Consider the following 26,284-nt stretch of genomic DNA (forward strand, 5'->3'; position numbering starts at 1 on the left):
TCAGAACACTATCTTCTAAAAAAGAAAGGAACATGTTTATGCAACAGTCAAAATGGATCATTTTAACCATTATCATCGCATGTCAACTTATCGTTGTGCTTGACGCCTCCATAATGGTAACGGCAATACCTCAAATCGGTCGTTCGCTGCATATGACGGCAACCGGCTTGACTTGGGTGCAAAATGCCTACATTTTACCGTTCGGTGGGTTTTTGTTGCTCGGTGCCCGGGCTGGGGATCTTTTGGGGCGCAGAAGAATGCTTAATGTGGGCATCGGATTATTTTCGCTGGCTTCTATGCTGGCCGGTTTGGCGCCGACAGCCGAAATTTTGCTTGTTTCACGTGCATTCCAAGGCTTTGCGGCTGCTTTGGCAACACCTGCTGCACTAGCCTTGCTGTCGGCGAGCTTTGTAGAGGCCAAGGAACGTGCCAGAGCGATCGCGATATACAGCGCGGTTTCGGCTGGAGGCGGCAGTATCGGTCTCCTTCTTGGCGGATTTTTCACCGATTTTATTTCCTGGCGCGTCGGAATGTTTATCAATGTACCCATTGGGATTGTTTTGCTCTATTTGGTACAGAGGTTTATTCAGAAATCAGGTAAGAGGACCGGACGTTTTGATTTTTGGGGTGCGATTGTCTCCGTAATTGGCATGACTGCGTTGGTATTCGGTTTTGTTCAAGCTGCCGATCGCGGTTGGGGGGAGCCCGAAACATGGATTTCACTTGCGTCCGGGATTGTTTTGTTAGCGGCATTCGTTCTTATTGAAGCCCGATCGGCTGAGCCGATCATCCCACTCCGGTTGTTCGCGAGCCGCCAGCGGTCCGGGGCTTATCTGGGAAGGTTCTTCATGGTGTGCGGGAATTTTTCACTCTTTTTCTTTATCCCTCAATATTTGCAAAACGTCCTCGGGTCCAGCTCGCTTGAAGCAGGTTTAGCTTTCCTGCCATTTACAGTCGCCCAGTTCGGGATGATGTATCTGATACCTGGGCTAGTGCAGCGTTATGGAAATAGGAAAGTCCTGATAGCCGGTTTGTTATTAGCAATCGTTGGTACACTCGGACTGAGCCGAATCGTCTCCGGACAAGCGGAGTTCTTTCCGCAAATGTTCATCCTTTTAACCATCATGGGCATTGGCGCCGGAATGGTGTTCCAACCGCTTACCGTTATGGGACTCTCAGGTGTGGACCCTCAAGATAACGGTGCGGCTTCGGGTCTCATTAACGTCGCGCATCAAAGCGGTTCTTCATTAGGTTTGGCTGTTCTCATCACCGTATTTGATGTAGCGATCCAAACGGATCAGCCTTCCAAGATGCAATTTGCTCATGCTGTATCGGATTCCATATTGGGATCAGTAGTGTTTATTGCATTAGCCCTTGTTACGACGCTTCTCTGCTTTGCTCCGGCACGCCAACCTACTCGAAAACAAGCATTTACAGATTCTTGAAACAGAGCTGGTATAATACGTCTTCGGATACTTTTAGCAGGGAAAGTTTTCGCATAAAACTCATGTTGATAAGACAAATAAGTAAAATTATCAGAAATGTCATCTTTAGCTCTCATCCAAAAAGTAAAGAGTCAGGTAACTTTAATTTATGCCTGACTCTTTACTTAATTCGTTTTTAATAATTCATTGTTTCCAACGAGTTTTGAAATACATCGTCTAACAAATTCTGCAACCATTCTAACGAATTATGGAATTTCACATAGTACTCATATCTCTTTTTTCCTAATTGCACCGACTATACCCGCAATGATTACACTGCTTACACCCCTCTATATTAATTAAGGAAGCAGAGCCGCAAGAAGGACATAAATCCAGTGAAGCGTTCTTCGTCTGATATTGTGTATATTCCGCTGTATACGTTTTAGCAGGCGCATTCAAGCGCATATCCTGTACGTCTGATGATGCTGCAATCTCAGTCTGCATTTCTCCGCTTCCGATATGCAGCTCGAGCGACTTGGCTACCGCATCGGCAATGGACTCCACCCGGTTAACGCCAAATCCAATCGCACCTGAGCCGCCAATCCCTTTCAAGTGCTTAACTAGAAGCTTCACCTTGTTTCCATGATCGCCATAACGCAGAAATAATGAACATACCCTGCCTAATGCCTCCGCCATCGCAAAAACATCAGAGCCTGCCTTACCCACGTTCAAAAATATTTCACCCGGCGTGCCGTTCAAGTCATTAATCGTAATATATGCCATGCCAAATGGCGTATTTACCTTGTAGGTGGCTCCTCGCAGCATCTGCGGCCGGCTTTTATACTGCTTATCGAGCACCTGCTCCGTTTGAACCTCTGCGGTTTCCTCCTTTGACGTTGAAAGCACCTGTACATCGCGGCTGCCATCCCGGTAGATGGTTACGCCTTTACAGCCGAGCTCGAATGCCAGCTCATAGAGCCGCCCCGTTTCTTCAATTGTAAAATCCGCAGGACAATTCGCGGTCTTCGAGATCGAGCTGTCTACCCAGCGCTGGATCGCTGCCTGTACGCGAATATGATCCTCAGCCGATAAGCTCATCGACGTTACAAAATAATCGGGCAATTCCTCTCCCGGGTGCGTATCCTTCCACGCTGCTGCTACCTGGACATCCTGCTTGTCAAATCCGAGGCGGCTCTGACGGAAGTATTCGAATGCAAAATACGGCTCGATCCCCGTTGAAGTTCCGACCATCGTACCCGTGCTTCCGGTAGGCGCCTCGGTAATAACCGTTACATTGCGCATGCCCCTCTCGGCAACAGCCTCCCCAATTTCCGGAAACTCCGCAATCATATGCTTCATAAATCCGCTTTGCACATATTTTTCAGCATCGAATGCTTGAAACGGGCCCTTCTCTGCAGCTATTTCGGTAGAGGCCAAGTAAGCTTCACGAGCCATAAATCCATACAGCTTATCCAGAAAAACTAGCGAGTCCGCACTGCCGTACCTGATGCCAAGCTTAATCATAAGCTCCGCAAGCCCCATCGTTCCGAGCCCGATTCGGCGCTCCAGCTTCTGATTACGTTCATTTTCCGCAAAATGATAAGGCGTCTTCTCGATGACATTGTCCAGAAAACGTACCGACCAACGCGTAACCTTCGCCAGCTCCTGCCAATTGACATCATGCTTTTCCTCATCATAAAACTTCGACAGATTAACTGCAGATAAGTTGCATACGCCCCAAGCCGGCAAGCCTTGTTCGCCGCACGGATTAGTACTAATAATCGGATTAAAATACCAGCTGTTCGACATTTGATTGTAATACTCCATAAAGACGACCCCGGGCTCAGCGGATTTCCATGCCGATTCGATGATGGCTTGCCATATCTCACGGGCGCGAACGGTTTTGTAAAGAATGACCTTTTTGCCAAGGCGCCGCCATTCCTCGATATCCCCCGTCCACAGCCCGTCATATTCCGGCTCCTTCGTATCCGGGAACACAAGCTCCCATTCCAAGTCCTCCTTCACCGCACGCATGAATGCGTTGCTGACGCATACGGATAAGTTTGCATTCGTCACCTGTCCCATCGTTTGCTTGACCGTTATGAACTCCAGCACGTCCGGATGCCAGTCGTTAAGCATCAACATTAAGGCTCCTCTTCTTGATCCGCCCTGCTCGATCAATCCCGTCGTATAGCTAAACAAGCCGCCCCATGATACGGCTCCGCTGGATGAACCGTTTACCCCGGCGACAATCGCTCGGCGCGGCCGCAGCGATGACAGGTTCATTCCGACTCCGCCGCCGCGCGCCATGATCTCGGTCATCTCCGTGAGCGTCTTCATGATACCGCCCCGGCTGTCCTTAGGTGACGGTATAACGTAGCAATTAAATAACGTCAGCTCCTCGTTTGCGCCTGCCCCTGCTGCGATGCGTCCTCCCGGTACGAGCTTCCAATCGTCCAAAATATATCTGAATTTCTCATGCCATTCCTTCTGCTTATCCAGTCGGGCCTCAACCGAAGCCATCGCGCCCGCAAGCCGGTCCCACATCTCCTCCGGCGTCTTCTCGATCGTGAGCGTAAGCTTCTCCACGCTGGACTTTGCCAGCTCACCGCTCCTAAGTCTTACCGTAACCTCGTTTCCTTCGCGTGCGATCACTTCCCCGACTTCCTTCACCGGAAACTTCGGATCATCCTTCGTCAGGACGAGTACGATGTCGCCGACCAACGTTTTGCTCGTATCAGCGTTCTTCAAAGCGTATCGATCCAGAAAGATTTTCTCGCTAAGTCCCTCAAGTCGCTTACCGCCAGACGTCTCCATCGCTGCGCTTCCTCCTTTGAATTGCCGCTCTCCCGGCATTTATCAGACAACACACGCCAATAACACAATATATGGTGTGATAAAACCATTTTACTATACTGCATATAGATTTTCTCATTTATTTACAGCTGAATATAGCGATCCTTCCCGCAAATTCGCCTTCTCTTACTCTTTTGCTTGTTCATACTCTTTTTTAGACGGCTTCTTATTATTATTGGATGAAAAGGCAATACTGATTACAACTTATCCCCTTTACTGCGGAAGGAGCTGCACCCAGATGACATTCCCGACAACGCCGCAGGCTGCCTCAGCCGAAGCCGGCCCAGCCTTCGCCACCCGTAAGCTGCATCAGCTAGTAGACCTGCAGTGTGACCGATCATGGTTTGAGGAGCTGCAAAATCGTCTGACTAAAGGCGGACCATGGGATGATTGGACGTTATATCAGCTCACCATGGAAGCCGAGCAAGCGAAACGAATTGAAAGCTTCGAGCAATTGCTCTGTCTGCGGTCGCTCCCGTCCTTCGAGCCGATGCCACATCAAATCAGCACCGCGCGCAAGGTCGTGCATGAAATGGGCGGCCGCGCGATTCTAGCCGATGAGGTCGGGCTTGGCAAAACGATAGAAGCCGGGCTCGTTCTGAAAGAATATATCGTGAGAGGGCTGGCTAAGCGCGTCTTAATTCTCGTACCTGCCTCCCTTGTCCTTCAATGGGTGCGCGAGCTAAATCAGAAGTTTGGCATATCCGCCGTTGCCCAGAAGAAAGAGCATACATGGGGATATGACATCGTTGTCGCCTCTATCGATACTGCGAAGCGCGAGCCGCACCGCGAGCTTGTGCTCGGAACAGACTATGACTTAATCATTATCGACGAGGCGCATAAGCTGAAAAACAAAAAAACCACGAACTATCAGTTCGCTAATCTTCTGCGCAAAAAATATTGCCTGCTGCTAACGGCTACGCCGATCCAGAACGATATGGATGAGCTGTTCAATCTAATCACGCTGCTTAAACCAGGCCAGCTGGGCGGGCAAAGTGATTTTGCCGCCAACTTTGTCGTCGACAAACGGATGCCGAAAAATGAAGATCAGCTGCAGGAGGCTTTGTCAGGCGTCATGATCCGCAATCGGCGCGGCGACGGCGGCATTCATTTCACGAAACGTTTTGTCAAAAATATTCCGCTTACACTTTCGGAGGAAGAGAAAGCGCTGTATGATGCGGTCACCGGCTTTGTGAAGGAGCGCTATGAAGAAAGCGGCGGCGACTTGTCCAGCATGCTCTCTCTCGTCACCTTGCAGCGCGAAGTATGCAGCAGCCGCGATGCCGTATTTTTAACGCTCGTGAACCTGTTTAAGAAAACGTCGGAGGACTCCCCTATGCGTCCGAAAATATGGGAGCTCGTAGAAAATATCCGTAATATAAAAGCAAATACAAAAGCCGAAAAAGCGATGGAGCTCGTTAAAGAAATGAATGACAAGGTCATCATTTTCACAGAATACCGGGCCACGCAGGAATACTTGCTGCAGTTTTTCCGCGCGCAAAATATGATCGCCGTTCCCTACCGGGGCGGCATGAACCGCGGAAAAAAGGATTGGATGATGGACTTGTTCCGCGGACGGGCGCAAATTCTAATCGCTACGGAAGCTGGCGGCGAAGGCATTAACCTGCAATTTTGCCACCATATGATAAACTTTGATCTGCCCTGGAACCCGATGCGTGTAGAGCAGCGGATTGGACGCGTGCACCGCCTCGGGCAGAAGGAAGATGTGAAAATTTACAACCTGTGCACCATCGGCACGATCGAAGAGCACATCGTGAATTTACTGCATGAGAAAATCAATCTGTTCGAGCTTGTTATCGGGGAGCTTGATCATATATTGGAGCGCTTCGAGAAGGGTGACGGCACGCTGGAGCAGCGCCTTGCGCGGATGCTGCTTGAAGCCGGCAGCGAAACGGATTTGAAGCAAAAGATCAATCATTTGGGCTCCTCGCTTAGCCGTATTCGGGAAGAGGTGCTCACGGGAGAGAGTCCGCTGCCAGCCAGTCCCGATCTGCTCGTGAATTTGGATTCGCTTGGACAAACCGTGGAGGTGCAGCCTTGAACGAGAAGCAGGTGCACAAATTCGTAAACCGTTACTTGGAAGCGACAGAATGCTCGATATTAGAAAAATCGCCAAACCATTTTACCGTTAAGCTTTCGCCGCATGCCGACCGGGAATTGACAAATCGGCCCTATTATTGGAGTTTCGTCGACCGGGTCGGAGCCGAGCCGGAGACGATGACTTACTTGTTTGTTACCGATAAGAACAAATATGACGCTGCCGAGGAATTGAAAAAAGAGGCTGCCGCTCAGCAGGATACAGCCGTAAATGCTCAGGATGCCGCAGCGGATGCCGCTCTAGGGAGATCGCTCGGCTTCATGCACGGCAGCCTGTCCCTGCCTGCCCGCGTTCCGCGCGAGGACTTATATTTTGGCGCCCGCAAGCTGGATATGCTGTTCGAAGCGGCGAAAACGAAGGGCAGCTACGTCTATTTGTTTCAGGAGCCGGAAAAGCGCAGCAGCAATCCCTTCGCCTCCACGCCTTATACCGCATGGCTGGGCGTCAATATGCGGGTCGAGTTTGCCTGCGACCGCAAGCGCGAGGAAATTCACAGCTACGGCATCTCGCTTGCGACCGGACAATGCGTAGAACATTTTTACGACCGATTGCTCACGTATAAGCTTTCGCCGCGCCTGCCAGCCAATATTCACATCACCAAAAACGGCCTGTCCTTCAACAAGGCGCTAGGCATCGTGGAGCAAGCGCTCGAGCGCAAGCTTCGCAGCTATGATTACAGCTGGGCTGAAGACGCCTCCGCAAGACTTGCGGAAGAGCTTGAAAGGATAAGCGGCTATTATGAGCCGCTTATCCAGAATGGCACGGCAGAAAATAAGCCGGCAATCGAGGAGCAATTCACGCAGCGGCAATCCGAAATTGTGTGGCAATACGAGCCTCGTGTGACTGCGTCCGCCATTAACTGCGGCATCTTTCATCTGGAGGGCATCGACTGACGCTGATTAGACGATTTCCGCAGCTAAACGTCAAAAAAAGGCTGTCTGCAGCCCGCCATTGCGCGACAGGTTGTAACAGCCTTCTCACAACATGTCCCTTACAATAGCATGGAGGTGATAAAATATGCGAAAAAAATTTATAAAGCTGACTGCAGCATGCGTATTAACCGCTATTGTCATGTATGCCGGAGGATTGCAACAGCAGCCTGCCTCTGCCATTGATAATAATGAAACCGTTACCGAGTCCCTTCAGCAGCAAGCGCGGCGCTGGGTGGACGAGCTGGCTGTACAGCCTTCTTTTGCAGCTTGGAAACAGTCGTCACTCGATATTTCTCCGATTGGGCCTGGCACCCATAGCTGGCTGGTAATCGTGAAGCAGGACAATAATACGATCGGCTACCTCGTTATCCATGCTGTGGAGTCAGGCGGCTTTCAATTAGGCGAATACGGGACAAGCAGCCGCCCGCTATTCGATGAGCATACGCTATCTTGGTCGCTTAAGCAGCTTGAGCTATTGCAGCCCGCCTCTAAAGTCGAAGCCCTTTATGTTCACCCGCTGCTCGCCGCTTGGAAGGTAACGGCGGAGCAGGATACTTATTATACAGATGCGGCAAGCGGCGAATTGCTGCCGGCCCAGCCGAGTGACTGGCTCGCTGCTTCATCAATGAAGCTAATTAACGAGGAACAAATGCGCATATCAGACCATGCAGCCCTTCTAAAGCAAGTATCACTGCCCTCCTTCGATCCGTACGCGAGAATGCCTTGGTTAACGAAGCAGCCTCTGCCATTAAGCGCAAGCTCCTACATGCCTCTTTTTGCCAAAATAAACAACAAAGAACAGCTGCGGTATACCGCTGAGCTGTTCAATGGACAAATGCTGTATGTTTGGTCTGTTGTCGGCTACAACAAATGGGATACCGGCCATATTTACGTCGCTCTCGAAGCTGGCGGAGACGGTTCAGACCGCCGTTATATCCCGCTCCAGCTTCTCATCGAGCTTGGCCGCTTTTACCGGTGACGCTCAACGCGCCCCCGCCACCAGAGCATAATGCTCATTGGACCATAGCCGAACCAACGCGTCAGCCAAGGCTCTCTTCGCGCTTTGGCCGACGTTCTTATTTGCTTCCGCTCTTCCCTCGGTGTCTCCAAATAGGTCACAAGCTGCTCTGTCATATATTTTACGTACTCATCGCCCTTTGCCATTTGCCCCACTCCCTCTAAATCCGATTGCTATGATGTTATAAAGTTTGCCCAGCAGCTTTCGAATGTAAACATGCATGAGTTTTCCTCTAAACAGCCACGCTAACCGTATGTCAAAGTGATCTGGAGGAACCCTCATTATGCTTCGGAAAATGGCACTCGTCTTTATCGCATTAAGCTTTGCTGCTCTTAACAGCCCGTCCAGCGCGTCTGCATGGCCTCTGCTGCCGGTAGGAACCGATCAGGATTGGGTGCTGCCGTCTACCGTCGTCATCATTGATGTTGGGCACGGCGGCATTGACGGCGGAGCCTCCTCGGCCGATATTCTGGAGAAGGATATCAATTTAGCTGTCGCCCGCAAGCTTTATCTCACATTACGCAGCCAAAACATTGCTACCGTGCTTAACCGGACCGGCGATTACGCGCTAAGCGACGAAAACCGCTGGCATATTAGCCGCTCCAGACATCGCAAGGATTTGTCGCAGCGCCGCCAGCTTACCGAGGAAATTGAGAGCGAGCTGCTCGTTAGCCTACATGTGAATTGGTCGAAGAAGAGCTCTAAGCATGGCCCGCTCGTACTGCATCAGAATAATGGAGAAAGCTCCTTGCTTGCTTTCTGTATTCAGGATGCGCTCAACCGGCAGCAAAATACAGCGTTCCTCCCGCGGGAAGGTAAGCCGTTTTATTTGCTTAACCGGGTTCAGCAGCCAGCCGTAATCGTCGAGATGGGCTTTATTAGCAGCGAAAGCGACCGCAAGATGCTTACTGATCCTCATCGGCAGCAAGAGGTTGCGGCAGCAATCGCCTCAGGGATTCGGCAATACAAGTGGATCAATCATTGAACCGCCGCGAATAAGCGCCGTCAGCTTCACGAACTGCACGCTAGTCTGCATAACGGGAATGGATTGCTGGAGGACAGATGCCGTTTTTTTGCCCGAAGGTCCTACATGTCCAATCGTGATGCAGCTAACGTGCGACTCCAAATGCTTTCGCAGTACTTCGATTTGATTGGAAATATGCTTTACGGTATAGACGTCATCGAGAAATACATCGTTGGAAACGATCGGAACCTGCAGCTCCGCTGCGATTTTGGGAACAACTGTCTTATAGGACGTTCGGCTATCGAGAAAAAACAGCCCGCGCTCCTTGCAGACGCCAAGCACGATGCGCATCATTCTCTCGTCGGACGTCACCTTCGAGCCCATATGATTATTCATACCGATTGCATAAGGCACATCATTAATCGCATTCTCCACGCGTTTGCGAACTTCCGCATCGCTCAAATCCGTCGTTAACGCGCCCGGGCCCAGCCATTTCTTTAGCCCCTTATTCGGCTCCATCGGCATATGGACAATCACGTCGTGACCGAGTCGATGCGCTTCCTCGGCATCCTGCTTCGTAGTCGGCATGAACGGCATAATCGCTGCAGTAATTTTGACCGGCAGCCTCAGCATCTCCGCCGTGCCGTCCATTCCATTGCCGAAATCATCGATCACGATCGCCACCGTCCGCTGCTCTTGCTTCTCATCGGCCGCATCTATGCGAAATGCCGATGTCTGAGCGGATACGGCATCGTTGCCGACCGGACTTCCAACTCCTAATAGAGCCGTCATAAGCAAGGCGGTCAAGGCCATTTTAACGGCTTTCCGCTTTCTTTTATAACGTTCTGCCCGCTTATACCATTGTTTGTCGCCATCCTGCTGTCTACTCAATTAATGCTCACATCCCTCACTGTTTACTATCATTGTTTGTGAAGGAGCTGTAAAATATGCTTAAAATTTCAAATTGAAAAGATAATTCCTAACAACCGCCAATTCGATATTATTTGACGTTGCAGCTTCCTGAGGGCAAAGAAAAAAGGCCCTAAATCGGCCTTGTCCAGTTGAATTCCAGCTTTATTGCACTTTCCTTACTACGTCATTAATAATGTGCTCTAAAGTTATATTAGCGAGCTTGAGCTCCATCGCCTTCTGGGCTTCATTGAAAGCCGTCTCCAAAGATGATTGGATGTTCCGGCCGACTGTGCAATCCGGATTAGGCTTCTCATGAATCGCAAACAATTCGTCATGTCCATTCTTATGGACGGCATTATATATATCGTAAAGGGTAATTTCACCGGCTGGCCTTGTAATAATGGCTCCTGCAACACCAGCGCTCGTCGTAACAAGTCCCCCTTTATTCAGCATTCCGATAATTCTGCGAATTACGACAGGGTTCGTATTAACACTTCCAGCGATGTATTCCGAGGTCACACGTGCTGTCTTATCCATCTCTAATAACGTCATAATATGGACCGCTACTGCAAACCGGTTGCTGGTCAACATATTCACCGCCTGTCTCTTCAAAAAATAAAGAGGATCGTGAGACTGTTATAGAAGCCCGCCACGAATCCTTTCTTGCAAGCATTATAGTTACATCTCGCTTCAATTGTCAATCATTTGCCATAGTTGAAGTGACAGGCTCGGCAGTAAAGGTGACCTTTCCGTTTTCCAAGGAAGCGATTCTTGCCAAAGCATGAACGCGGTAACCATGGTCGTTCAACTTCTTCCTGCCCGGTTGGAATGCCTTCTCGATGACGATACCGATACCGGCTACCTCAGCTCCCGCCTGCTCGACAATTCGCGCCAAACCGATCGCTGCATCGCCATTGGCAAGAAAATCGTCAATGATAAGCACCCGATCCTCCGCTGACAGAAACTTACGCGAAACCGTAATTTCACTTTCCTCCTGCTTCGTGAAGGAGAACACCTTCTCCGTATAAAGATCATCCTTGAGCGTAAGAGACTTACGCTTTCGCGCAAACAGCAGAGGGACGTTCATTTGCAGCGCAGCCATGACAGCCGGCGCAATTCCCGAAGATTCCAGCGTGAGCACCTTCGTAATTCCTTCCGCCTCGAATAACGAGGCAAAGGTCTGTCCAATGCTCAGCATAAGCTGCGGATCAACCTGGTGATTAAGGAAGGAATCGACCTTTAGTACGTTATCATTCAGGACAATTCCTACCTCCAAAATCTTTTGCTCTAATTGTTTCACTGCATATCCCTCCGTTTTAAAAAATTATTAAAATAATATTGACTATTCGATCTTGCTTATGATAAGATACTTTTTGTTGAAACAAGTTATGCGGTCGTGGCGGAATTGGCAGACGCGCTAGATTCAGGTTCTAGTGGTGTAACAGCCGTGGAGGTTCGAGTCCTCTCGACCGCATCCTTAAAGATTTTATTGACTATTCTAAACGATTCTTATTATAGAGGTCAATATCAGTACCCATTTTGTAAATCCAAACCACTTTATTATCATGTTACTACATTCATGATACGGAGTGGTTTTTTTGTTGCTAATATATGCCGTTTTTGAATGCCGGCGAATTATGGCAAAAATGAAAAAAGACCCTGCTTATTTAAGCAGGGTCCCTTTCGGCGGAGAAATCAACAGACTTCTCATATTTGAGTAAGAAAGACGATCCCATCAACAGACGGGACATATTTGTAAAATCATTTAATCATACGCGTAAGCCATTGTCAATTAACCTTTGTTCCGTATCTTGGACTTTTTTCCGCAGAGCATTTATTTCATTACTCATCCGTTTGATGGTTCTAACGCTTTTCCGATTTTTATGAACCGATTCATTATACAATTTATATACACCTGTTGAAACCATTATTTTTTCGTTAATCTCATTCATCTCGCGTGTAAGTGTGGCTAGACAGCTTTGACCAAGTCTTGCTTTGCTGACCGTCACAATATTCCCGAGCAAAATATATCCCGACAATGTTTTTGTAACACCATTTTCCACATAACGATATGTCCCCAAAATCGGCACGGTCACTCTTGGTGTTCCGGCAGCGCTCGTGATGGGAGCAACAATCGTATTTGCTGAATGAATATTTCCATCGTCATTTTGAATAATTAAACAAGGCCTATACTTCTCTTCTTCACTACCTACGCCTCTGCCCAAATAACAATAGTAAACTTCTCCCCTTCTGAGAGCTCTTGTTCTTGTCTTTACAGCTATTTTATCCAAGTATGTCATACTTTTAAACCAATCCAAATACTGTTCCAAACGTGAAATTCGAATGGTCATATCACTGATCAGCCTCCCTTAGTCCTGTATCAATCGACATAAGGGGAGTATTTTCCGCCAAACCATATTATATACCTCAACGCTTCGGAAGCAGCTGTACGCTGCTCCGAACGTCACCGGTCTAATTAACAGCAGGCAGCTCGTTTAATTTCCGCTTCAGCTCGTTCACCTCTGCTTCGGATAAATCCAGCTGCGGCGCTCTCATGAAACCGGCATCGATGCCTCTCAGCTTCAGCGCCTCTTTAAAGTAGGACATATTGCTTCCGCTCTTCAGAACCTCGCAATATTGGATTGCGATCCTTTGCAGCACCCTGGCTTTGTCCAAATCCTTGTTCAGATAAGCGTTGTACACAGCAACAAAGGGCTCGGGGTACACGCAGGAAACGCCGGAAATAACGCCGTCGCAGCCCATTGCCAGTGCCGGCAGGAACAACCGGTCCGCGCCTTGCATAACAGAGAATTCGCCGCCATTAATGCTCAGATATTCATTTGTCCGCAAGAAATCCGGATAGCTGTATTTGATGCCGACGACATTTTTGCATTTATCCTTTACTTTTTGCGCAACGTCTGTCTTCAGATCATTCGAAGCGCATTGCGGAATATTGTATAAGTACATCGGAAAATCGTCCGGAATACTTGAAGAAACGCTCACATAATACTGCTCCATTTCCAAATCGTTGGCTCCCAGAAAAATAGGGGTGACCACGCCGATCCCGTCAGCGCCTATGGCATGCGCATGCTGCGCAAGCTCGATCGTATCCGCCAGCGTCGTCGTTCCGGCATGAATGTATACCGTTACTCTGCCTGCCGCTGTTCGCACGACCGTTTCCGCAACCGCTTTGCGTTCAGGCACCGACAGCCGAATCATTTCGCCGGTCGTTCCAAGCGGAAACAAGCAGTGCACACCTTTGCCAATCAAAAATTCCGTTAATTGCTCCACCTTTTGCAGATCTACTTGTCCATCCTTGGTAAACGGCGTGACCATGGCCGTCGTAACCCCATATAAACGCTTCATCATCAACAATCCCTCTTCTTTCCTTCTAATTTAAAATAACTGCTGCATCCCGCGTAGACAGCGGGCTTCGAGCTCAGCTGTAAATCACAGCAGATTCGCAGGGTCTTTCCCTGCAAATACGTCGAGCAGCGCTTGCGCTGTTACGAGACCTACCCGGTAATACGTTTCAGCCGTTTCGGCAGCCGTATGCGGCGTCGCCAGAAGATTATCCAATTGAAATAAAGGATTATTGGCAGATACGGGCTCTTGCTCGAATACATCGATAGCCGCTCCCGCTATGCTTCGCGCTTGCAGAGCCGCATGAAGAGCTTTCTCGTCGACAAGCGCTCCCCTCGCCGTATTTACGAAGTACGCCGATTCCTTCATCATCGCGAACTGTTTATCGCTCATCATATGGTACGTTTCCTTTAAGCTTGGCAGATGCATGCTTACGACATCGCTTTGCAGAAGCACCTCATCTGACGTAACAAGCTGGACGCCCAGCTCGCTTGCTTTCGCCATATTCGGATATTTATCGAATGCGATTAGCTTGACATCGAAACCCTGCAGCTTTCTGGCGACCATCTGCGCGATATGTCCGAATCCGAGCAGTCCGACCGTTTTACCTGCAAGCTCCTCGCCTACACGCCGGTCCCAGTAACCGATTTTAGCGGACTGCTGCAGCGCCGGAATATTTCTGAGCATCGATAAAATCAATCCTACGGCAAGCTCAGCCACTGCGTTGGCATTCCCTCCCGGCACGTTGGAAACTTTAATTCCATGCTCCTCTGCCATAGCTAAATCGATATTATCGACCCCTACGCCAAAACGCGCAATCGCTTTCAAATTCGGCGCAAGCTTAAATATCGCTTCATCCCATGTATCCACTCCGGCAATGACGCCGTCTATATCGGAAACGAGCGGGACAAGCTCCTCGAACGTATGCGGGCGGCCGAGTTTGTTCTCTACAATTTCGCAGCCCGCCTCTTCTAACAGCTGCTTGGCTTCCGCACAGAGCGTCGAATAGTTCGTCGCCGTAACCAATACTTTATTCGTTTTGTTCATTATTTCACGCCTCCAACGGTCATACCGCTAACCATATATTTTGATGTGAACAGATACATAATAATGACTGGAATTGATGCAATGATTGAACCGCCCATAAGCGGGCCCCAGGCAAATACGTCGCCGACGATCATTTCGGATAAGCCCAGCGTAATCGTCTTATCGGCGCTTTTGGTTACGACGACAAGTGCGTACAAGTACTCACTCCAACATAGCGTAAATGAGAAAATAAAGGTCGCCGCGAGCCCGGGCGCCGCCAGCGGGAAAATAATGCTGCGCAGCGTGCGCGCTCTGCTGCAGCCGTCAATCATTGCGGCCTCCTCGATCTCAACCGGGATCGACTTAAAGTACGAGATGAGCATCCATGTTGCGTAAGGAATCGTAATCGTCGGATAAATGAGCATTAGTCCATAGATCGAATTGCTAACCCCGATAGCCGAAACCAGCATGTAAAGCGGAATGAACAACACCGCTCTAGGCATCAAGTATGCGTACAAAATTCCTCTAGAAATAAAGTTTCTGCCTTTGAAATGCAGCTTCGATATCGCATACGCCGCAAACATGCTTACGGTTATCGAGAAAAAAGAAACGCTGAGCGATACAATCAGGCTGTTCTTAATGTTGCTGAGAAAACCTTTTTCCGTAATGAGCTTGTCATATGCCGCCAAACCGAATTCTTTCGGCCAAAAGGACGGGGTCAGATTATAAATTTCGCCCTGCGATTTAAACGAAGTATTTAGCATCCAATACAGCGGGAATAAGGCAAAGATTAATAACAGCCCCAGCGTGCTGTAGACGATTATTTGTTTACTGATTGATTTATTTTCCATCCTGCATCACCTAATCTCTGGATGTAAGCGAACGCTTCGTCACGTAGTTGATCAATATGATCAACGGCGGCATCGTCATAATGGCGATGGCGATCGCTTTCCCAAGGCTCATATTCAAAAATCCGATCGTGTAGCTGAGCGTAGACAATACCTGCGTTCCGTTCGAGGGTCCTCCGCGCGTCAGCAGCCAAATGATCTCGAAATCGTTTAGCGTCCAAATCGTCGTCATTACGGCGCCCATAATCGTCACTTCCCTTACTGACGGCAGCGTCATATACAAAAACCGTTTGACAGCACCAGCGCCGTCCAGCATGGCGGCTTCGTAGATATCCTTGGATATCGTCTGCAAGCCGGCCAGTATCGCAATGCCCATAAAGGGGATGCCGCGCCACACGTTAACGAGTATAACCGAGAACATCGCAAGATCCGGAGTTGCCAGCCAGCCTAATGGCATATTAATCAGATGCAATTTTAGAAGCAGGAAGTTTAGCACGCCTCCAACATCGGAATAAATCCACTGCCAGGTGAACACCGATACGATCGTGGGAATCGTCCACGGCAGAAAAAGCAGCACCCGGAATACATTTCGGAAAATAATTTTTTCATTTAATACGAGTCCCATAATCATTCCGAAAGCTGTTTTAAAAAATACGGCGACCGCTGTAAAGATGACAGTATTCCACGCCGCTTTCCAGAACAATGAATCCTGAACCAATTCGATATAATTGCGCAGTCCGGTAAATACCGCAGGCATGCCTACAACTTTATTGGTAAAGCTTAAATAGAGCGCCCAGCCGAATGGCAGAACCATGACGGCAAGCAGATAGATCAGTACGGGGCTCATCAACAGATAAGCAAGTTTGTTATCGTATTTCGTTCTCAAGCCGCATCCCGCCTTACATATCCGGCGAAGGAATGAATGCCCGAACAGTCATCCCATCGCCAAAATAATTTGTTTTTATTTGCTGTAAATTTCTTTGATTTTCGAGCTCAATTCTTTGACTGCCGTCTCAGGCGTGTAGCTGGATTCCAGCATCAGCTTCTGGAACATATCGTTGACGATCCGCATATTGAACACTTCGCCCGCTTTCGGGTTATATTCGCCAGGGTGGCCGAGGAAATAGAAGCCTGCGACCGAATCGACGAACGCTTTATTTTTCTCATCCTGCCAGACTGGTTCCTTCGCAAGGTCCGAGTAAACCGGCGCTGTTAGAGGCGCACCTTTCTCAATCCATGTCTTGTACCAATCGGCAGCCAGCAAATACTCGATAAACTGTTTGGCAAGCTCCTTGTTTTTGGAATCTTTAAATATGCCCAAATTGTTGCTGATGCCCGGAATATATCTTCCCTTCGGTCCTGTCGGATACGGCGCGATTCCCGTTTTCCCGTAAAGATCAGGGTTGTCCTTCTTGATCGAAGCCAGCACGCTGCCTGTATTAAAGATCATAGCAGCTTGTCCGCTAAGGTAAGCTTTGTTGTTGCCGCTGTCATCCCAGCCAAGCGCACTCGGCGGCGTGCTTTTATCCGTTAGGAAGATATCGCGGATAAATGATGCCGCCTGGATCGTTTCCGGCGAGTCAGCAATAACGTTTTCCCCGTCATTGGTATCGACCGAGCCGCCATATGACCAAATGATGCCCCTCGTCAAAAACTCTGCATCCGAGTTCCCTTTGCCGTAGCCCATGCCCGCGCCGTACAATCCTTTGCTCGTATCGGTTAATGCTTTGGCCATATCTCTGAATTCATCCCATGTCTGCGGCGGCGCAGTAAATCCTGCAGCTTCCAGCATATCCTTGCGGTAATATAGCACTTGCGTTTCTGTCCAGAATGGTACGCCGTACTGTTTCCCGTCGAACGTGATCGCCTTTTTCGTGTTTGCGCCGATCCCGCTGTTTGCCGATTCCAGATCGCTCACCACGTCGGTTACGTCTTCAAGTACGTCCTTGCCGTAAAATTGTCCAATTTCCTGATAACCGAAAAAGGAAACATCCGGCACAGATTTCGACTCGATCGCAGCTGTCCATTTCGGATAAAAGTCTTCATAAGCGATGAGCTCTACATTTACATTCACATCGTTCTCTTCCCCAAATTGCTTGGCGCGCTCCGTGATCATATTATTTTGATCCTCAAACAGCTGTTTTTTCATCCAAAATGTTAAGGTAGGCTTCTCGCCTTTGCCCGTACCGGCGTCGGTGTCCGATTTCGTATTCCCGCCGTTTGTCACGTCGTTTCCGATGCCGCATCCTGCAACCAGAACAGTCAGCAGTGAAACCGCTACCACCTTTTTGAACCAATTTTTCATAAATAGGTGACCTCCATTTTGTGTGTTAGTTCCGGCAGCCCGCCCCGATGAGCGACTTGCCATACATTAATCTTAAAGTGATTTCCACTCCAATAAAATGACAACTATTTAATCTGGATGATACTAAATTAACATGATTTTTTTTGGCGCTAACAAAAAAACAGTCCGCCTTAAGCAGGTTGAGCTGCTATGGCGGACCTTGCAAATAAGGTTGAGTGGCTGTCAGGCCTCTCCCCCATTGTCCAGCTTCTGGCGAAACTCCTGGGGGGTTAAGGAATAATATTTTTTGAACACCTTATTGAAATAATTCGGATTTTGATAGCCGAGCTTCAGCGCGATCTCATAGCTTTTCAGAGCGGGATTAGCGAGCATCGAAGCGGCCAGCTCCATTTTGAGACGCAGCACGTAATCACTTAAATTATCGCCGGTTTCGAGCTTATAAATACGGGATACGTGGACGGGATGCATAAACATGTAATCTGCTATCGTTTGCAAAGAAACATCTTCTACAAGATGCTTTTGAATGAACAGCTTAATTTTTTGAACCGTAAATTCCCGCTCGTTCCTCGTTTCATTCTCCATGCACTGCTTCAGCATGTGAAAGGACTGAAAAATCCAATTGTGCAGGGACATGATCGATCGGCTTGGCATCAATCCCGAAACGTCGGATAAAGCGGGACCGATAACGTCCGCAAGCTCGCGGCCGTTTTTGTGCGCGAATGAGCTGAAGGAAGCGTAAATGGAGAAAAATACTTCCATGAGATGCTCAGGCGAATTCGCCCATTTCTGATTTAGTTCATTCCAGATCGCCGTCAGCTTTTCCCGGGCCAGCTCGAAATTACCCGACTCCAGCAAATGCACCAGCATAGGAGGCTCGTACAGCCTTTGCAGCGAATGGACCGGCAGCTGCTCCATATCGTCGGAAACAAGAACGAACAAACCGCTCTGGTTGCCGACGCGCCTTCGCAGGGCAAGCAGCACATCCTCATACAACCGCTTGACATCCTGCGGAAACAATCCCCACTTACTGATCAGAACGGAGACTGAACCCTTCAGGTAGTGGTTGACGCTAAGCTGCAGCTGAGCAGCCTTAAGCTGCAGCTCTTCGACGATCGCCTCGGCGAATTGCTCCGGTGAAGCGAATGCTTCGCGCTTATCCGCCAATACCGTTATGACGAAAACTAAATAACCGTGAACGCTCTTGCAGGACCACAGCTGAAACCAATCCTCAAACAGCTCTTCCGCCATATTTGCGACTGCGTATTCCATCAGTGAGAGGCTGTAAAAGTCGAGCTCTGTCATCTGGCCTTCGAGGCGTACCAGCATCACGGCGAATCTCTCATCATGGGAAACGTTTATTTTCAAAGATTCCTGCTTGTTCGCCAGCCGCTCCGGTGCGTATTTCAACCCCTGCAGGAGCTCGTTCAGAAGCTCGCCCCTCAGCTTCGGCAAGTTTTCCTGGAACGCCTGCGCCACACGCTGCTGGAACTGATTCTCGTCTCTTTCCTTGCGGAGTGCCCTCACCGCTCCCCCAACCTTCGATAAAATCTCTTCATCGCTGGTCGGCTTTAGCAGGTAGTCATAGGTCTCATGGGCAATCGCCTGCTGCGCATAGGCGAAGTCCGCATGGCCGGACAGCAAAATGCATTTGATTTTCCTCCAGCTTCGTCTTACGAGCGCAAGCAGCTCCAGTCCGGTCATGCCCGGCATTCGGATATCTGAAATCATAATATCGATTGTATTCGTTTTCAATATTTCCAGCGCCTCGATGCCTGAATAAGCTTTGAATACGGCACCAATTCCGATCTCATGCCAAGGCAGCGTATCGGCAAGACTGTCGACGACGCTCGCTTCATCATCGACAAGCAATAACTGAAACTTGTCATTGTCGCTCATAGGTTAGCACTCCTTTTGTTCCCAAATCAATTCCACGCGAAAGCCGTTAAGAGGTGACTTTGTGAAAGTTAAGCCTGATTTCCCTTCAAACATGTGAATCAGTCGCTGATGAATATTCCATAATCCGCAGCCTGATTGCTCATCCATCGGTATTGACACTCTCATCTGCAGCTCATGCATCTCCTGCTCGGAGAGGCCTGGCCCGTTATCGTCAACGATAATGCGGTGGACGCCGTCCCTGGATTCGCCCTTGATAAGAATGACCCCGAATTGGAGTGTATTTTCAACGCCGTGGATAACGGCATTTTCAGCCAGCGGCTGCAGGAGCAGCCTCGGAATTTCTAATGCAAGCATCGATTCCGGTATATCGATTTCGTAGCGGAAGCGCTGAATGCGAAGCGTCTGGATATTCAAATAGTTTTCGATAAGCCTCAGCTCTTCCTTTAAGGTCGTCATCGTGTTTTCCAGGCGTGTTGTGTACCGGTAATACTCTCCCAAATTTAACGACATGGCGACGACCGCTTCCTTGTCGCCCAGATTGGCCATATTTTTAATGTAAAACAAACAATTATAGAGGAAGTGCGGATTGATTTGCGATTGCAGCTGCTTGAGCGTCGCTTCCTTGGAACGAAGCGTTTCCTTGTAGACCTTGTCGATCAGCTCTTCGATTTGCTCGGCCATCTCGTTAAAGCTGCTGAACAAATACTCAAACTCGTTGTTGGGCCGCTGCTTCAGACGCGCTGAGAACTGACCGTCCTTAATCCGTTGAACGCCCCGCAGCAACAGCTGAATCGGCCGCTGTACATTGCGATAAAGCAGCAGTGTCGCTAAAACGCCGAGCGCCATCAGCAGGCCAATCGATATATAAAATAAATTCCGGCTTGTATTAATCGGCGCAAAGACACTTTCCAGCGGCACGATGTCAATCAAATACCACCCGATGCTCTCCGAACGGATATAATTCACGATATATTGCTGCTGTGCGATCGTAATGTCCAGGCTTCCGCTCAAGGGCAACTGCCGGCGGTCAAGCTGCGCCACCGTCTGGGAGATCAGCTTATAGTTCGCGCTATAGTTAATAATCGGCTCACGTCCGGGATAATACAAAAAAGGCTCTCTTGCCTCTCCCTGCTGCAAGGCGTTTAGCATGTTTTTCAAATTGACGTCGGTAAATCTCACCTCGACCAACAGATTAGGCGTATCGGTTTGCTGGATTCTTGAGAAGAGCAGCTCCTTGATACCGAACGTCAGCTTGCTTTCATGCGTCCATTTCCCGAGCTCCCGCTTGCTGATTTCTTCAGCGTCATATTTGGCCGAATAGTCCGTCGATATGACCTCCTTGGAGTCTCGCAAATAAAGGATGATTTGATTGCTCCACGCGCTAGTCGTCGTCTGCATATTCAGCATGTCGACAATTCGGACATGCCGCTGCAGCTGCGTGAGCGGCTCGCTGTTATTTCGGCCGTTCAAATACTCCCTAATGCTGTAGTCCCGGCTGGCCGTCATCGAATGCTTCATCAGCTGATCGATCATCATATCCATTTGACTCATGAAAAAAGCAAGCCGGTTGCGGTTTTGATCCTCAATTGTCGCCTGTACAACGTTAATGCTTACTTGATTGGAATAGCTGTAAAGCAAAATAATCGGTACGAGCAAAGCGATGATAAGGGCGATTACTTTTCGGTAGGTCGTCATTTTCATTAGGTTTCTCTCCCAAGGTGAGGTTCAAATCCATAAAAAAACAATAAGTAAAATTAACTCCAACAGAGTCAAGTTCACTTATTGTCTGCATTACGTATTGATGCTCAGCATTTAATCGCAGAAAGCCGCTGCAATGAACTGCTTTTTACAATTACTTTATTTATGTAGCATCTTCAAAAGGCTTCGCACGGGCCTCCGATGCCGGCGCGTAGCTGTAAATGCGGCTCAGCTTCACGACTCTGCGATTTGGACGGCGAATGACAACCGAAGACTCATCCCATGCGACTACAATGCCCTGCACATCGTTAACTTCCATTTCATCCCGCACAACTCTAACGGTTACACCGCTTACCCGGAACTGATCCAATTGTTCCTCACTAACCACTTCAATTCCCTCCTGGTTGCATGTCCCGGCCATGCTGCTATGGAAAAACCCCAATGACTGCTAGCGCAAGTCATTGAGGTTTATTTCTAGATCCGGCAAAGCCATTTATTCAATCCTTAACCTGCATGCTCTTTGGCATCGTTGGTTTCGTACCATTCATCCAGCACTCGCGAAGACATCACTCGTTTACCGATATACTCGCTCTGGCGGTCCGTGAATTGCTCCCGCCATTCAATAGTCAATTCGTCGCACAGCTTCACAATCGTTAGCAGCTCCGACCATGCTACATAGCGTTTGTACCAAAAAAACTGTGGATGCTCAATCATATAAGGATACAAATCATCAAATTCCGTATGTTTACAATCCAGTGCACGCTCGAAGTGAACCTTCGCGTCGCTAAGCTTCGTATACATAAATTCTGCAGACATTTCCCCCATAAACTTGTGCCTCCCCTCGATCACTTCTGTATCATTATAAGCCATAATGACGAATGGGAAAAGAGCATTCCGACTGGAACATCTTACTCAAATGTTATCTCACCGTTATCAAGCGATGAAATACGAACGAGCGGCTCCACTCGAATACCTTGTTCCCGGAGTGTTCTTCCGCCGGCTTGAAATGACTTCTCGACGACAACGCCAAGACCAATTAACGTTGCGCCCGAACGCTGAATAATTTTGATTAGTCCGCGTGCAGCATCGCCATTTGCAATAATGTCATCAATAAATAGTACACGATCTTCTGCCTTAAGAAACTGTTTTGACACCATAATATCGGTAACCATCCCTTTTGTAAAGGAGGGCACGCGCTCCAAATAGGCGTCCGGATCGGCGATTAGCGTCTTCTTGCGTCGTGCGAACACGAGCGGCACGCCAAGCGTGTAAGCAGTTGCATAAGCTGCGGGAATACCCGAAGACTCCACTGTAATAACTTTCGTAATCCGCTCCTCTGCAAAGCGTCTCGCGAATTCTTGTCCCATTTCCATCGTCAATGCAGGGTCGACCTGGTGGTTGATCAAAGCATCCATCCGCAGCACGTTATCCGACAATACGGATGATTCTGCTAAAATACGTTGTTTTAAGCTCTCCATCTTTCATTACCTCCACCAAAATCCTTTTCGTTAACGTACCATAGGTCGGGCAAAAAGTGCAACCCTATCGAAGGGTTAGGCACAAAACCAAATTAAAAACGAGGATTTCTAAGGAATAATTTCTAATCTACGGAAAAAAGGAGCAACTATTCCCACATTTTGTTCGTCTAATAGAGGAATACAACAGCTGCCATTAAGTAATATACTATATTCGAGCATTTATAAATACATGTCCCAATTCCGATTATTACTATATAACGAAAGGAGTGCAGGCCATGAACAATACTAGAATAGATACGACTAAAGTTGCAATGATCATAGGAGTATCTGCGCTTGTCATCCTGCTTGCCGGCTGTCAAAGCGAGGCGACAGCTCCTCACGTTTCCTATACAAGCAGCCCGGCTCCTGCCAAAATCGAGAAAAACCCTGCTCCCGACAGCCCTCAAAAAACGTATTCGGAGCAGGCTGAAAACGAGATTCAAACGGATGTGCCGAGCTCGAACCTTGTCGATACGACAAGCGATACGAGTGCCGAAACATCTGCCATTCACAAAACCGGTGATACGAAGGCTGCAGTAAAAACCCAAAGCGAGGATGCATCCTGGACCGCAGATTCGCCGAAGCTCCAAGGCATTGCCATTGGCGATAGCGACACGACGGTGAATCAGCTTTTCGGCAAGCCCGCAGACAGCTACATGCTTAATGAAGAGAACGAAACGGTTAAGGTGCTTGAATACGATGGCTTCGCAGTCGGGATCAATGATCGCAAAAAAGTTCAATATGTCGAGGTTTATGGCGAAAGCCTCTCCGCAGGACTCAGCGGCCTTCGTGTTGGAGACGATCCCGAGGCGGCGCTGCGGGCGCTTGGCAAGCCGGGAAAGCAAACCGCATATTTACTTATTTACGAAGCAGAGGGAGCACTGCTTAAGCTTGATCTTGACCCTGCGCAAAACGAAATCGTCTCCATCAAGCTGCTCTCGCTCAGCTAATGGTTACGGCCAATCAAGCAGCCATAAGCCTAACAAAGCGAGCAGCAGTATCGGGAAGGTCAGCAGCAGGCCGTATTTGGTATATTCGCGCCAGCTGATGGAAACTCCTCCCTGCCGGACGAGTTGAATCCAGAGCAAGGTCGCAAGCGATCCAATGGGTGTGAGCTTTGCCCCTACTGAAGTGCCAAGCAGGCTGGCAAACGGCAAATAGTCCGGTCCATGCACCTGCTCTATCGCAAGCGAGGAAATAAGCACTGCAGGCAGATTGTTAATAGCGGCTGCAAGCAGTGAAAATAATAACCCTGAGCCAAAGATGCCGATTAATTCGTTTTTTTCGGCGGCTGGTTCAATAAGCACCGGAAACCATGCCGTCGCCCCATGAATATGCAAGCTATACACGATTAAGTTCATCGATAAGGCGAAGACGATAATGAGCCAAGGCGCCCGCCCTATCGTTTCCTTAAATGGAGCCCGGCCTGCAAATGCTGAAGCGGTCCATTGCAGCGCAGCGCAGCCTAGCGCGACTGCTGCCACAGGAATACCTACCCTCTCCGAACATAAATAACCAATCATCATCAATACGATATTGAACCAAGATAAGTAAAATAAGCGTTTGTCCATAATGGCCGAAGCAGGCTCAGGGAAATGATCCGGCGCAAGCTCTCTTGTCTCTTCGCGCTTGATCGGCTGCCCGAAGAAAGCTACTGTCACGGCAATTGTGGCGCTGATCGCGATTAAGCCGGGCAACAGCATGCGGGAAGCATATTCCCCAAACGATATATGGAAGAAATCCGCCGTTAAGATGTTCGTCAAATTACTCATCATGAGCGGTGCGCTCGCTGTATCAGCCATAAAGCCCACACCGAGCAGGAAGACAAGCCTGCCGCTGCGGGAGAGTTTAAGCAGCGCCGTTGCCTCAAGTACGATCGGAACCATGATGAGAACGGTCCCGTCATTATTGAAAAACACCGTTATGAGGGCAGCCAGCAGCGACAAGCCGATGAACAGAAGCAGCTGCCGGTGGTGGAAGCGATATACGATATGAAGGGCAGCCCACCGGAAAAAACCATTATAATCGAGCAAAGAAGTAAATAGCATGATACCGATTAGCGAAAATGTCGCGTTCCAGACAAATCCCCAAATGTAGGCTGCATCCTCCGGCTTTAGAAGCTGAGCTGCGAATAGCACTCCTGTGCCTGCCAACGCGATATATGCCTCGTTGATCCCCTTCGGTTTTACTAATATGAGCGCTAATGCCGTAAAGAATACAGCAATTGTAATGAGCATAGACATCATTCGAACTCCTGACGATAGCTTTATAGCATCGTAAAATTTTGAAAAAAGTCATGCCTGTCCCCGTTTGGACATACCTTCTTAATATAGAGGGCCATCGAACGGAGGAAGGTAGACGATGTGGAAACGTATAGGAAAGGTGCTGCAAATCGCTTCGACCTACATGGGGACGATCGTAGGGGCCGGTTTTGCAACCGGTCAGGAAATATTGCAATTTTTTACCCGATTCGGATATTGGGGCACGTTCACGATTGCTCTGTCTACCGTGTTATTCATCTGGCTGGGCACGAAGATGATGCTCATTGCCAGCGAAATTAAGGCGAAATCCTATGAGGATTTGAACAAGTCCTTATTCGGCGATAAGTACGGGCGTCTCATCAGCCATTTCATGCTCGTCGTGCTTCTAGGCGTAACGGCTGTTATGCTCGCCGGCGCCGGCACTATTTTTTATGAGCATTGGAATATTTCCTATCAATCGGGTCTGCTTATTACGATAGCCGCATGTTACTTTTTGCTGCGCAAAGGGATGAATGCCATTCTGACGGTTAACGCTATCGTCGTCCCGATCATGCTTTTGTTCACGGCGCTCATCATGATCGATACGTTCCAAACGCCGGGAGCAGATAAGTTCTATAAGCTGTCAAGCGATTATTCCATTTGGGCCGCATGGGCTTCGCCATTTCTGTATACGGCCTTTAATCTCTCGATGTCGCAGGCTGTGCTCGTACCGCTTGGTGCAGAGATCCGCGACCGCAAGCTGATCATTGCGGGCTCTTGGATTGGCGGCATCGGCATCGGCTTTATGCTGCTGGCCGGACATATCGCTCTATCCGTTCATATGCCCGGCATTCAGCAGTTTGCCATTCCAATGGGCGGCATCGCCAGGCAGCTTGGACCCAGCGTTCAATTTATTTATATTTTTATTATTTTCGCGGAAATCTTCACAACGCTTATCGCTGACATTTACGGGCTAACCCTTCAACTGCATGAACGGTTGAAATGGGCCCGCAGCCTGATTGTCCTTCTCATCCTTGCCATTTGCTATGTAGCCAGCCAAATCGGGTTCGGCACGCTGCTCTCGACGCTTTATCCGTTATTCGGATTGATCAGCTTCGGCTGGCTTATCCTGATTATCCGCAAGCGGGTATCGCTTAACTAGTTGT

24 protein-coding genes and 1 tRNA gene are annotated in these 26,284 nt (G+C 48.9%); 8 read left to right on the forward strand and 17 right to left on the reverse strand.

Annotated elements, in window-relative coordinates; all coding sequences use genetic code 11:
- Positions 1 to 38: 38 nt before the first annotated feature.
- Positions 39 to 1,445 carry an MFS transporter gene (locus tag AC0YNZ_RS02740; protein ID WP_475825153.1) on the forward strand — a complete coding sequence of 469 codons (1,407 nt, stop codon included), beginning with the start codon at positions 39 to 41 and terminating at the stop codon, positions 1,443 to 1,445.
- 282 nt (positions 1,446 to 1,727) lie between these two features.
- Here the strand turns inward: AC0YNZ_RS02740 and AC0YNZ_RS02745 are convergent, their stop codons facing one another.
- The gene (locus AC0YNZ_RS02745) at positions 1,728 to 4,241 is read right to left on the reverse strand and encodes an adenosylcobalamin-dependent ribonucleoside-diphosphate reductase (protein WP_475825154.1); all 2,514 of its coding nucleotides are present in this window, start codon (positions 4,239 to 4,241) and stop codon (positions 1,728 to 1,730) included.
- A gap of 277 nt (positions 4,242 to 4,518) precedes the next feature.
- On the opposite strand from AC0YNZ_RS02745, the gene AC0YNZ_RS02750 reads away from it, so the two are divergent.
- The 3 genes from AC0YNZ_RS02750 (at position 4,519) to AC0YNZ_RS02760 (ending at position 8,310) form a co-directional block, all read left to right on the forward strand.
- Positions 4,519 to 6,342 (forward strand): DEAD/DEAH box helicase, encoded by a 1,824-nt coding sequence (locus tag AC0YNZ_RS02750; RefSeq protein ID WP_475825155.1) that lies wholly within the window; start codon positions 4,519 to 4,521, stop codon positions 6,340 to 6,342.
- Entirely contained in the window at positions 6,339 to 7,292 is a 954-nt protein-coding gene (locus tag AC0YNZ_RS02755) for a YqhG family protein (RefSeq protein WP_475825156.1), read from the forward strand. The genes AC0YNZ_RS02750 and AC0YNZ_RS02755 overlap by 4 nt, the downstream gene beginning before the upstream one ends.
- Positions 7,293 to 7,416: 124 nt before the next feature.
- Complete coding sequence (locus AC0YNZ_RS02760) at positions 7,417 to 8,310, forward strand: hypothetical protein (protein WP_475825157.1); 894 nt, start codon at positions 7,417 to 7,419, stop codon at positions 8,308 to 8,310.
- Here the strand turns inward: AC0YNZ_RS02760 and AC0YNZ_RS02765 are convergent.
- On the reverse strand, positions 8,301 to 8,495 hold the full coding sequence (locus tag AC0YNZ_RS02765) for a YqzE family protein (RefSeq protein ID WP_056632917.1): 195 nt from the start codon (positions 8,493 to 8,495) through the stop codon (positions 8,301 to 8,303). The two genes, AC0YNZ_RS02760 and AC0YNZ_RS02765, sit on opposite strands and share 10 nt — an antisense overlap.
- A 137-nt stretch (positions 8,496 to 8,632) precedes the next feature.
- On the opposite strand from AC0YNZ_RS02765, the gene AC0YNZ_RS02770 reads away from it, so the two are divergent.
- On the forward strand, positions 8,633 to 9,334 hold the full coding sequence (locus AC0YNZ_RS02770) for an N-acetylmuramoyl-L-alanine amidase family protein (RefSeq protein WP_475825158.1): 702 nt from the start codon (positions 8,633 to 8,635) through the stop codon (positions 9,332 to 9,334).
- On the opposite strand, the gene AC0YNZ_RS02775 is transcribed toward AC0YNZ_RS02770, so the two are convergent.
- The 3 genes from AC0YNZ_RS02775 to AC0YNZ_RS02785 form a co-directional block, all read right to left on the reverse strand.
- Positions 9,299 to 10,204, reverse strand: coding sequence for a divergent polysaccharide deacetylase family protein (locus AC0YNZ_RS02775; protein WP_475825159.1), 906 nt, complete (start codon positions 10,202 to 10,204; stop codon positions 9,299 to 9,301). The genes AC0YNZ_RS02770 and AC0YNZ_RS02775 overlap by 36 nt on opposite strands.
- Before the next feature lie 183 nt (positions 10,205 to 10,387).
- Complete coding sequence (locus AC0YNZ_RS02780; RefSeq protein ID WP_475825492.1) at positions 10,388 to 10,816, reverse strand: Rrf2 family transcriptional regulator; 429 nt, start codon at positions 10,814 to 10,816, stop codon at positions 10,388 to 10,390.
- A 106-nt stretch (positions 10,817 to 10,922) separates the two neighbouring features.
- On the reverse strand, positions 10,923 to 11,525 hold the full coding sequence (locus AC0YNZ_RS02785) for a xanthine phosphoribosyltransferase (RefSeq protein WP_475825160.1): 603 nt from the start codon (positions 11,523 to 11,525) through the stop codon (positions 10,923 to 10,925).
- A 90-nt stretch (positions 11,526 to 11,615) separates the two neighbouring features.
- On the opposite strand from AC0YNZ_RS02785, the gene AC0YNZ_RS02790 reads away from it, so the two are divergent.
- Positions 11,616 to 11,699 (forward strand) — tRNA-Leu (locus AC0YNZ_RS02790).
- 295 nt (positions 11,700 to 11,994) lie between these two features.
- On the opposite strand, the gene AC0YNZ_RS02795 is transcribed toward AC0YNZ_RS02790, so the two are convergent.
- The 11 genes from AC0YNZ_RS02795 to AC0YNZ_RS02845 form a co-directional block, all read right to left on the reverse strand.
- The gene (locus AC0YNZ_RS02795) at positions 11,995 to 12,576 is read right to left on the reverse strand and encodes a type II toxin-antitoxin system PemK/MazF family toxin (RefSeq protein ID WP_110769307.1); all 582 of its coding nucleotides are present in this window, start codon (positions 12,574 to 12,576) and stop codon (positions 11,995 to 11,997) included.
- 121 nt (positions 12,577 to 12,697) lie between these two features.
- The gene (locus AC0YNZ_RS02800) at positions 12,698 to 13,594 is read right to left on the reverse strand and encodes a dihydrodipicolinate synthase family protein (protein ID WP_475825161.1); all 897 of its coding nucleotides are present in this window, start codon (positions 13,592 to 13,594) and stop codon (positions 12,698 to 12,700) included.
- An 81-nt stretch (positions 13,595 to 13,675) separates the two neighbouring features.
- Positions 13,676 to 14,635 (reverse strand): phosphoglycerate dehydrogenase, encoded by a 960-nt coding sequence (locus AC0YNZ_RS02805; RefSeq protein ID WP_475825162.1) that lies wholly within the window; start codon positions 14,633 to 14,635, stop codon positions 13,676 to 13,678.
- Positions 14,635 to 15,465, reverse strand: a complete 831-nt coding sequence (locus tag AC0YNZ_RS02810) for a carbohydrate ABC transporter permease (protein WP_110769309.1) — start codon at positions 15,463 to 15,465, stop codon at positions 14,635 to 14,637. The genes AC0YNZ_RS02805 and AC0YNZ_RS02810 overlap by 1 nt, the downstream gene beginning before the upstream one ends.
- Positions 15,466 to 15,475: 10 nt before the next feature.
- Entirely contained in the window at positions 15,476 to 16,348 is an 873-nt protein-coding gene (locus AC0YNZ_RS02815; RefSeq protein ID WP_475825163.1) for a carbohydrate ABC transporter permease, read from the reverse strand.
- 75 nt (positions 16,349 to 16,423) lie between these two features.
- Positions 16,424 to 17,767 carry an ABC transporter substrate-binding protein gene (locus AC0YNZ_RS02820; protein WP_475825164.1) on the reverse strand — a complete coding sequence of 448 codons (1,344 nt, stop codon included), beginning with the start codon at positions 17,765 to 17,767 and terminating at the stop codon, positions 16,424 to 16,426.
- A 222-nt stretch (positions 17,768 to 17,989) separates the two neighbouring features.
- The gene (locus tag AC0YNZ_RS02825) at positions 17,990 to 19,663 is read right to left on the reverse strand and encodes a response regulator transcription factor (protein ID WP_475825165.1); all 1,674 of its coding nucleotides are present in this window, start codon (positions 19,661 to 19,663) and stop codon (positions 17,990 to 17,992) included.
- A gap of 3 nt (positions 19,664 to 19,666) precedes the next feature.
- Positions 19,667 to 21,364: a sensor histidine kinase gene (locus AC0YNZ_RS02830; protein ID WP_475825166.1), complete on the reverse strand. Its 1,698-nt coding sequence runs from the start codon at positions 21,362 to 21,364 to the stop codon at positions 19,667 to 19,669.
- A 160-nt stretch (positions 21,365 to 21,524) separates the two neighbouring features.
- Positions 21,525 to 21,749 carry a hypothetical protein gene (locus AC0YNZ_RS02835; RefSeq protein WP_475825167.1) on the reverse strand — a complete coding sequence of 75 codons (225 nt, stop codon included), beginning with the start codon at positions 21,747 to 21,749 and terminating at the stop codon, positions 21,525 to 21,527.
- 116 nt (positions 21,750 to 21,865) lie between these two features.
- On the reverse strand, positions 21,866 to 22,186 hold the full coding sequence (locus AC0YNZ_RS02840) for a hypothetical protein (RefSeq protein WP_056632755.1): 321 nt from the start codon (positions 22,184 to 22,186) through the stop codon (positions 21,866 to 21,868).
- An 83-nt stretch (positions 22,187 to 22,269) separates the two neighbouring features.
- Entirely contained in the window at positions 22,270 to 22,839 is a 570-nt protein-coding gene (locus AC0YNZ_RS02845) for a xanthine phosphoribosyltransferase (protein WP_475825168.1), read from the reverse strand.
- A 275-nt stretch (positions 22,840 to 23,114) separates the two neighbouring features.
- Here AC0YNZ_RS02845 and AC0YNZ_RS02850 point away from each other — a divergent pair, with 275 nt between their 5' ends.
- The gene (locus AC0YNZ_RS02850; RefSeq protein WP_475825169.1) at positions 23,115 to 23,828 is read left to right on the forward strand and encodes a hypothetical protein; all 714 of its coding nucleotides are present in this window, start codon (positions 23,115 to 23,117) and stop codon (positions 23,826 to 23,828) included.
- A 3-nt stretch (positions 23,829 to 23,831) separates the two neighbouring features.
- Here the strand turns inward: AC0YNZ_RS02850 and AC0YNZ_RS02855 are convergent, their stop codons facing one another.
- Positions 23,832 to 25,121 (reverse strand): ArsB/NhaD family transporter, encoded by a 1,290-nt coding sequence (locus tag AC0YNZ_RS02855; protein WP_475825170.1) that lies wholly within the window; start codon positions 25,119 to 25,121, stop codon positions 23,832 to 23,834.
- Positions 25,122 to 25,239: 118 nt separating this feature from the next.
- Between AC0YNZ_RS02855 and AC0YNZ_RS02860 the strand changes: the two genes are divergently transcribed.
- Positions 25,240 to 26,280, forward strand: coding sequence for a YkvI family membrane protein (locus AC0YNZ_RS02860; RefSeq protein ID WP_475825171.1), 1,041 nt, complete (start codon positions 25,240 to 25,242; stop codon positions 26,278 to 26,280).
- The last annotated feature ends 4 nt before the right edge of the window (positions 26,281 to 26,284 follow it).

Source organism: Paenibacillus sp. J2L1-98, from assembly GCF_056269405.1.

Excerpts from the sequence above, each read along its gene's own strand:
- AC0YNZ_RS02740 (WP_475825153.1), top strand. The coding sequence starts at position 39 with ATGCAACAGTCAAAATGGATCATTTTAACCATTATCATCGCATGTCAA.
- AC0YNZ_RS02745 (WP_475825154.1), bottom strand. The coding sequence starts at position 4,241 with ATGGAGACGTCTGGCGGTAAGCGACTTGAGGGACTTAGCGAGAAAATC.
- AC0YNZ_RS02750 (WP_475825155.1), top strand. The coding sequence starts at position 4,519 with ATGACATTCCCGACAACGCCGCAGGCTGCCTCAGCCGAAGCCGGCCCA.
- AC0YNZ_RS02760 (WP_475825157.1), top strand. The coding sequence starts at position 7,417 with ATGCGAAAAAAATTTATAAAGCTGACTGCAGCATGCGTATTAACCGCT.
- AC0YNZ_RS02765 (WP_056632917.1), bottom strand. The coding sequence starts at position 8,495 with ATGGCAAAGGGCGATGAGTACGTAAAATATATGACAGAGCAGCTTGTG.
- AC0YNZ_RS02770 (WP_475825158.1), top strand. The coding sequence starts at position 8,633 with ATGCTTCGGAAAATGGCACTCGTCTTTATCGCATTAAGCTTTGCTGCT.
- AC0YNZ_RS02780 (WP_475825492.1), bottom strand. The coding sequence starts at position 10,816 with ATGTTGACCAGCAACCGGTTTGCAGTAGCGGTCCATATTATGACGTTA.
- AC0YNZ_RS02795 (WP_110769307.1), bottom strand. The coding sequence starts at position 12,576 with ATGACCATTCGAATTTCACGTTTGGAACAGTATTTGGATTGGTTTAAA.
- AC0YNZ_RS02800 (WP_475825161.1), bottom strand. The coding sequence starts at position 13,594 with ATGATGAAGCGTTTATATGGGGTTACGACGGCCATGGTCACGCCGTTT.
- AC0YNZ_RS02805 (WP_475825162.1), bottom strand. The coding sequence starts at position 14,635 with ATGAACAAAACGAATAAAGTATTGGTTACGGCGACGAACTATTCGACG.
- AC0YNZ_RS02810 (WP_110769309.1), bottom strand. The coding sequence starts at position 15,465 with ATGGAAAATAAATCAATCAGTAAACAAATAATCGTCTACAGCACGCTG.
- AC0YNZ_RS02820 (WP_475825164.1), bottom strand. The coding sequence starts at position 17,767 with ATGAAAAATTGGTTCAAAAAGGTGGTAGCGGTTTCACTGCTGACTGTT.
- AC0YNZ_RS02825 (WP_475825165.1), bottom strand. The coding sequence starts at position 19,663 with ATGAGCGACAATGACAAGTTTCAGTTATTGCTTGTCGATGATGAAGCG.
- AC0YNZ_RS02830 (WP_475825166.1), bottom strand. The coding sequence starts at position 21,364 with ATGAAAATGACGACCTACCGAAAAGTAATCGCCCTTATCATCGCTTTG.
- AC0YNZ_RS02840 (WP_056632755.1), bottom strand. The coding sequence starts at position 22,186 with ATGGGGGAAATGTCTGCAGAATTTATGTATACGAAGCTTAGCGACGCG.
- AC0YNZ_RS02845 (WP_475825168.1), bottom strand. The coding sequence starts at position 22,839 with ATGGAGAGCTTAAAACAACGTATTTTAGCAGAATCATCCGTATTGTCG.
- AC0YNZ_RS02850 (WP_475825169.1), top strand. The coding sequence starts at position 23,115 with ATGAACAATACTAGAATAGATACGACTAAAGTTGCAATGATCATAGGA.
- AC0YNZ_RS02855 (WP_475825170.1), bottom strand. The coding sequence starts at position 25,121 with ATGTCTATGCTCATTACAATTGCTGTATTCTTTACGGCATTAGCGCTC.
- AC0YNZ_RS02860 (WP_475825171.1), top strand. The coding sequence starts at position 25,240 with ATGTGGAAACGTATAGGAAAGGTGCTGCAAATCGCTTCGACCTACATG.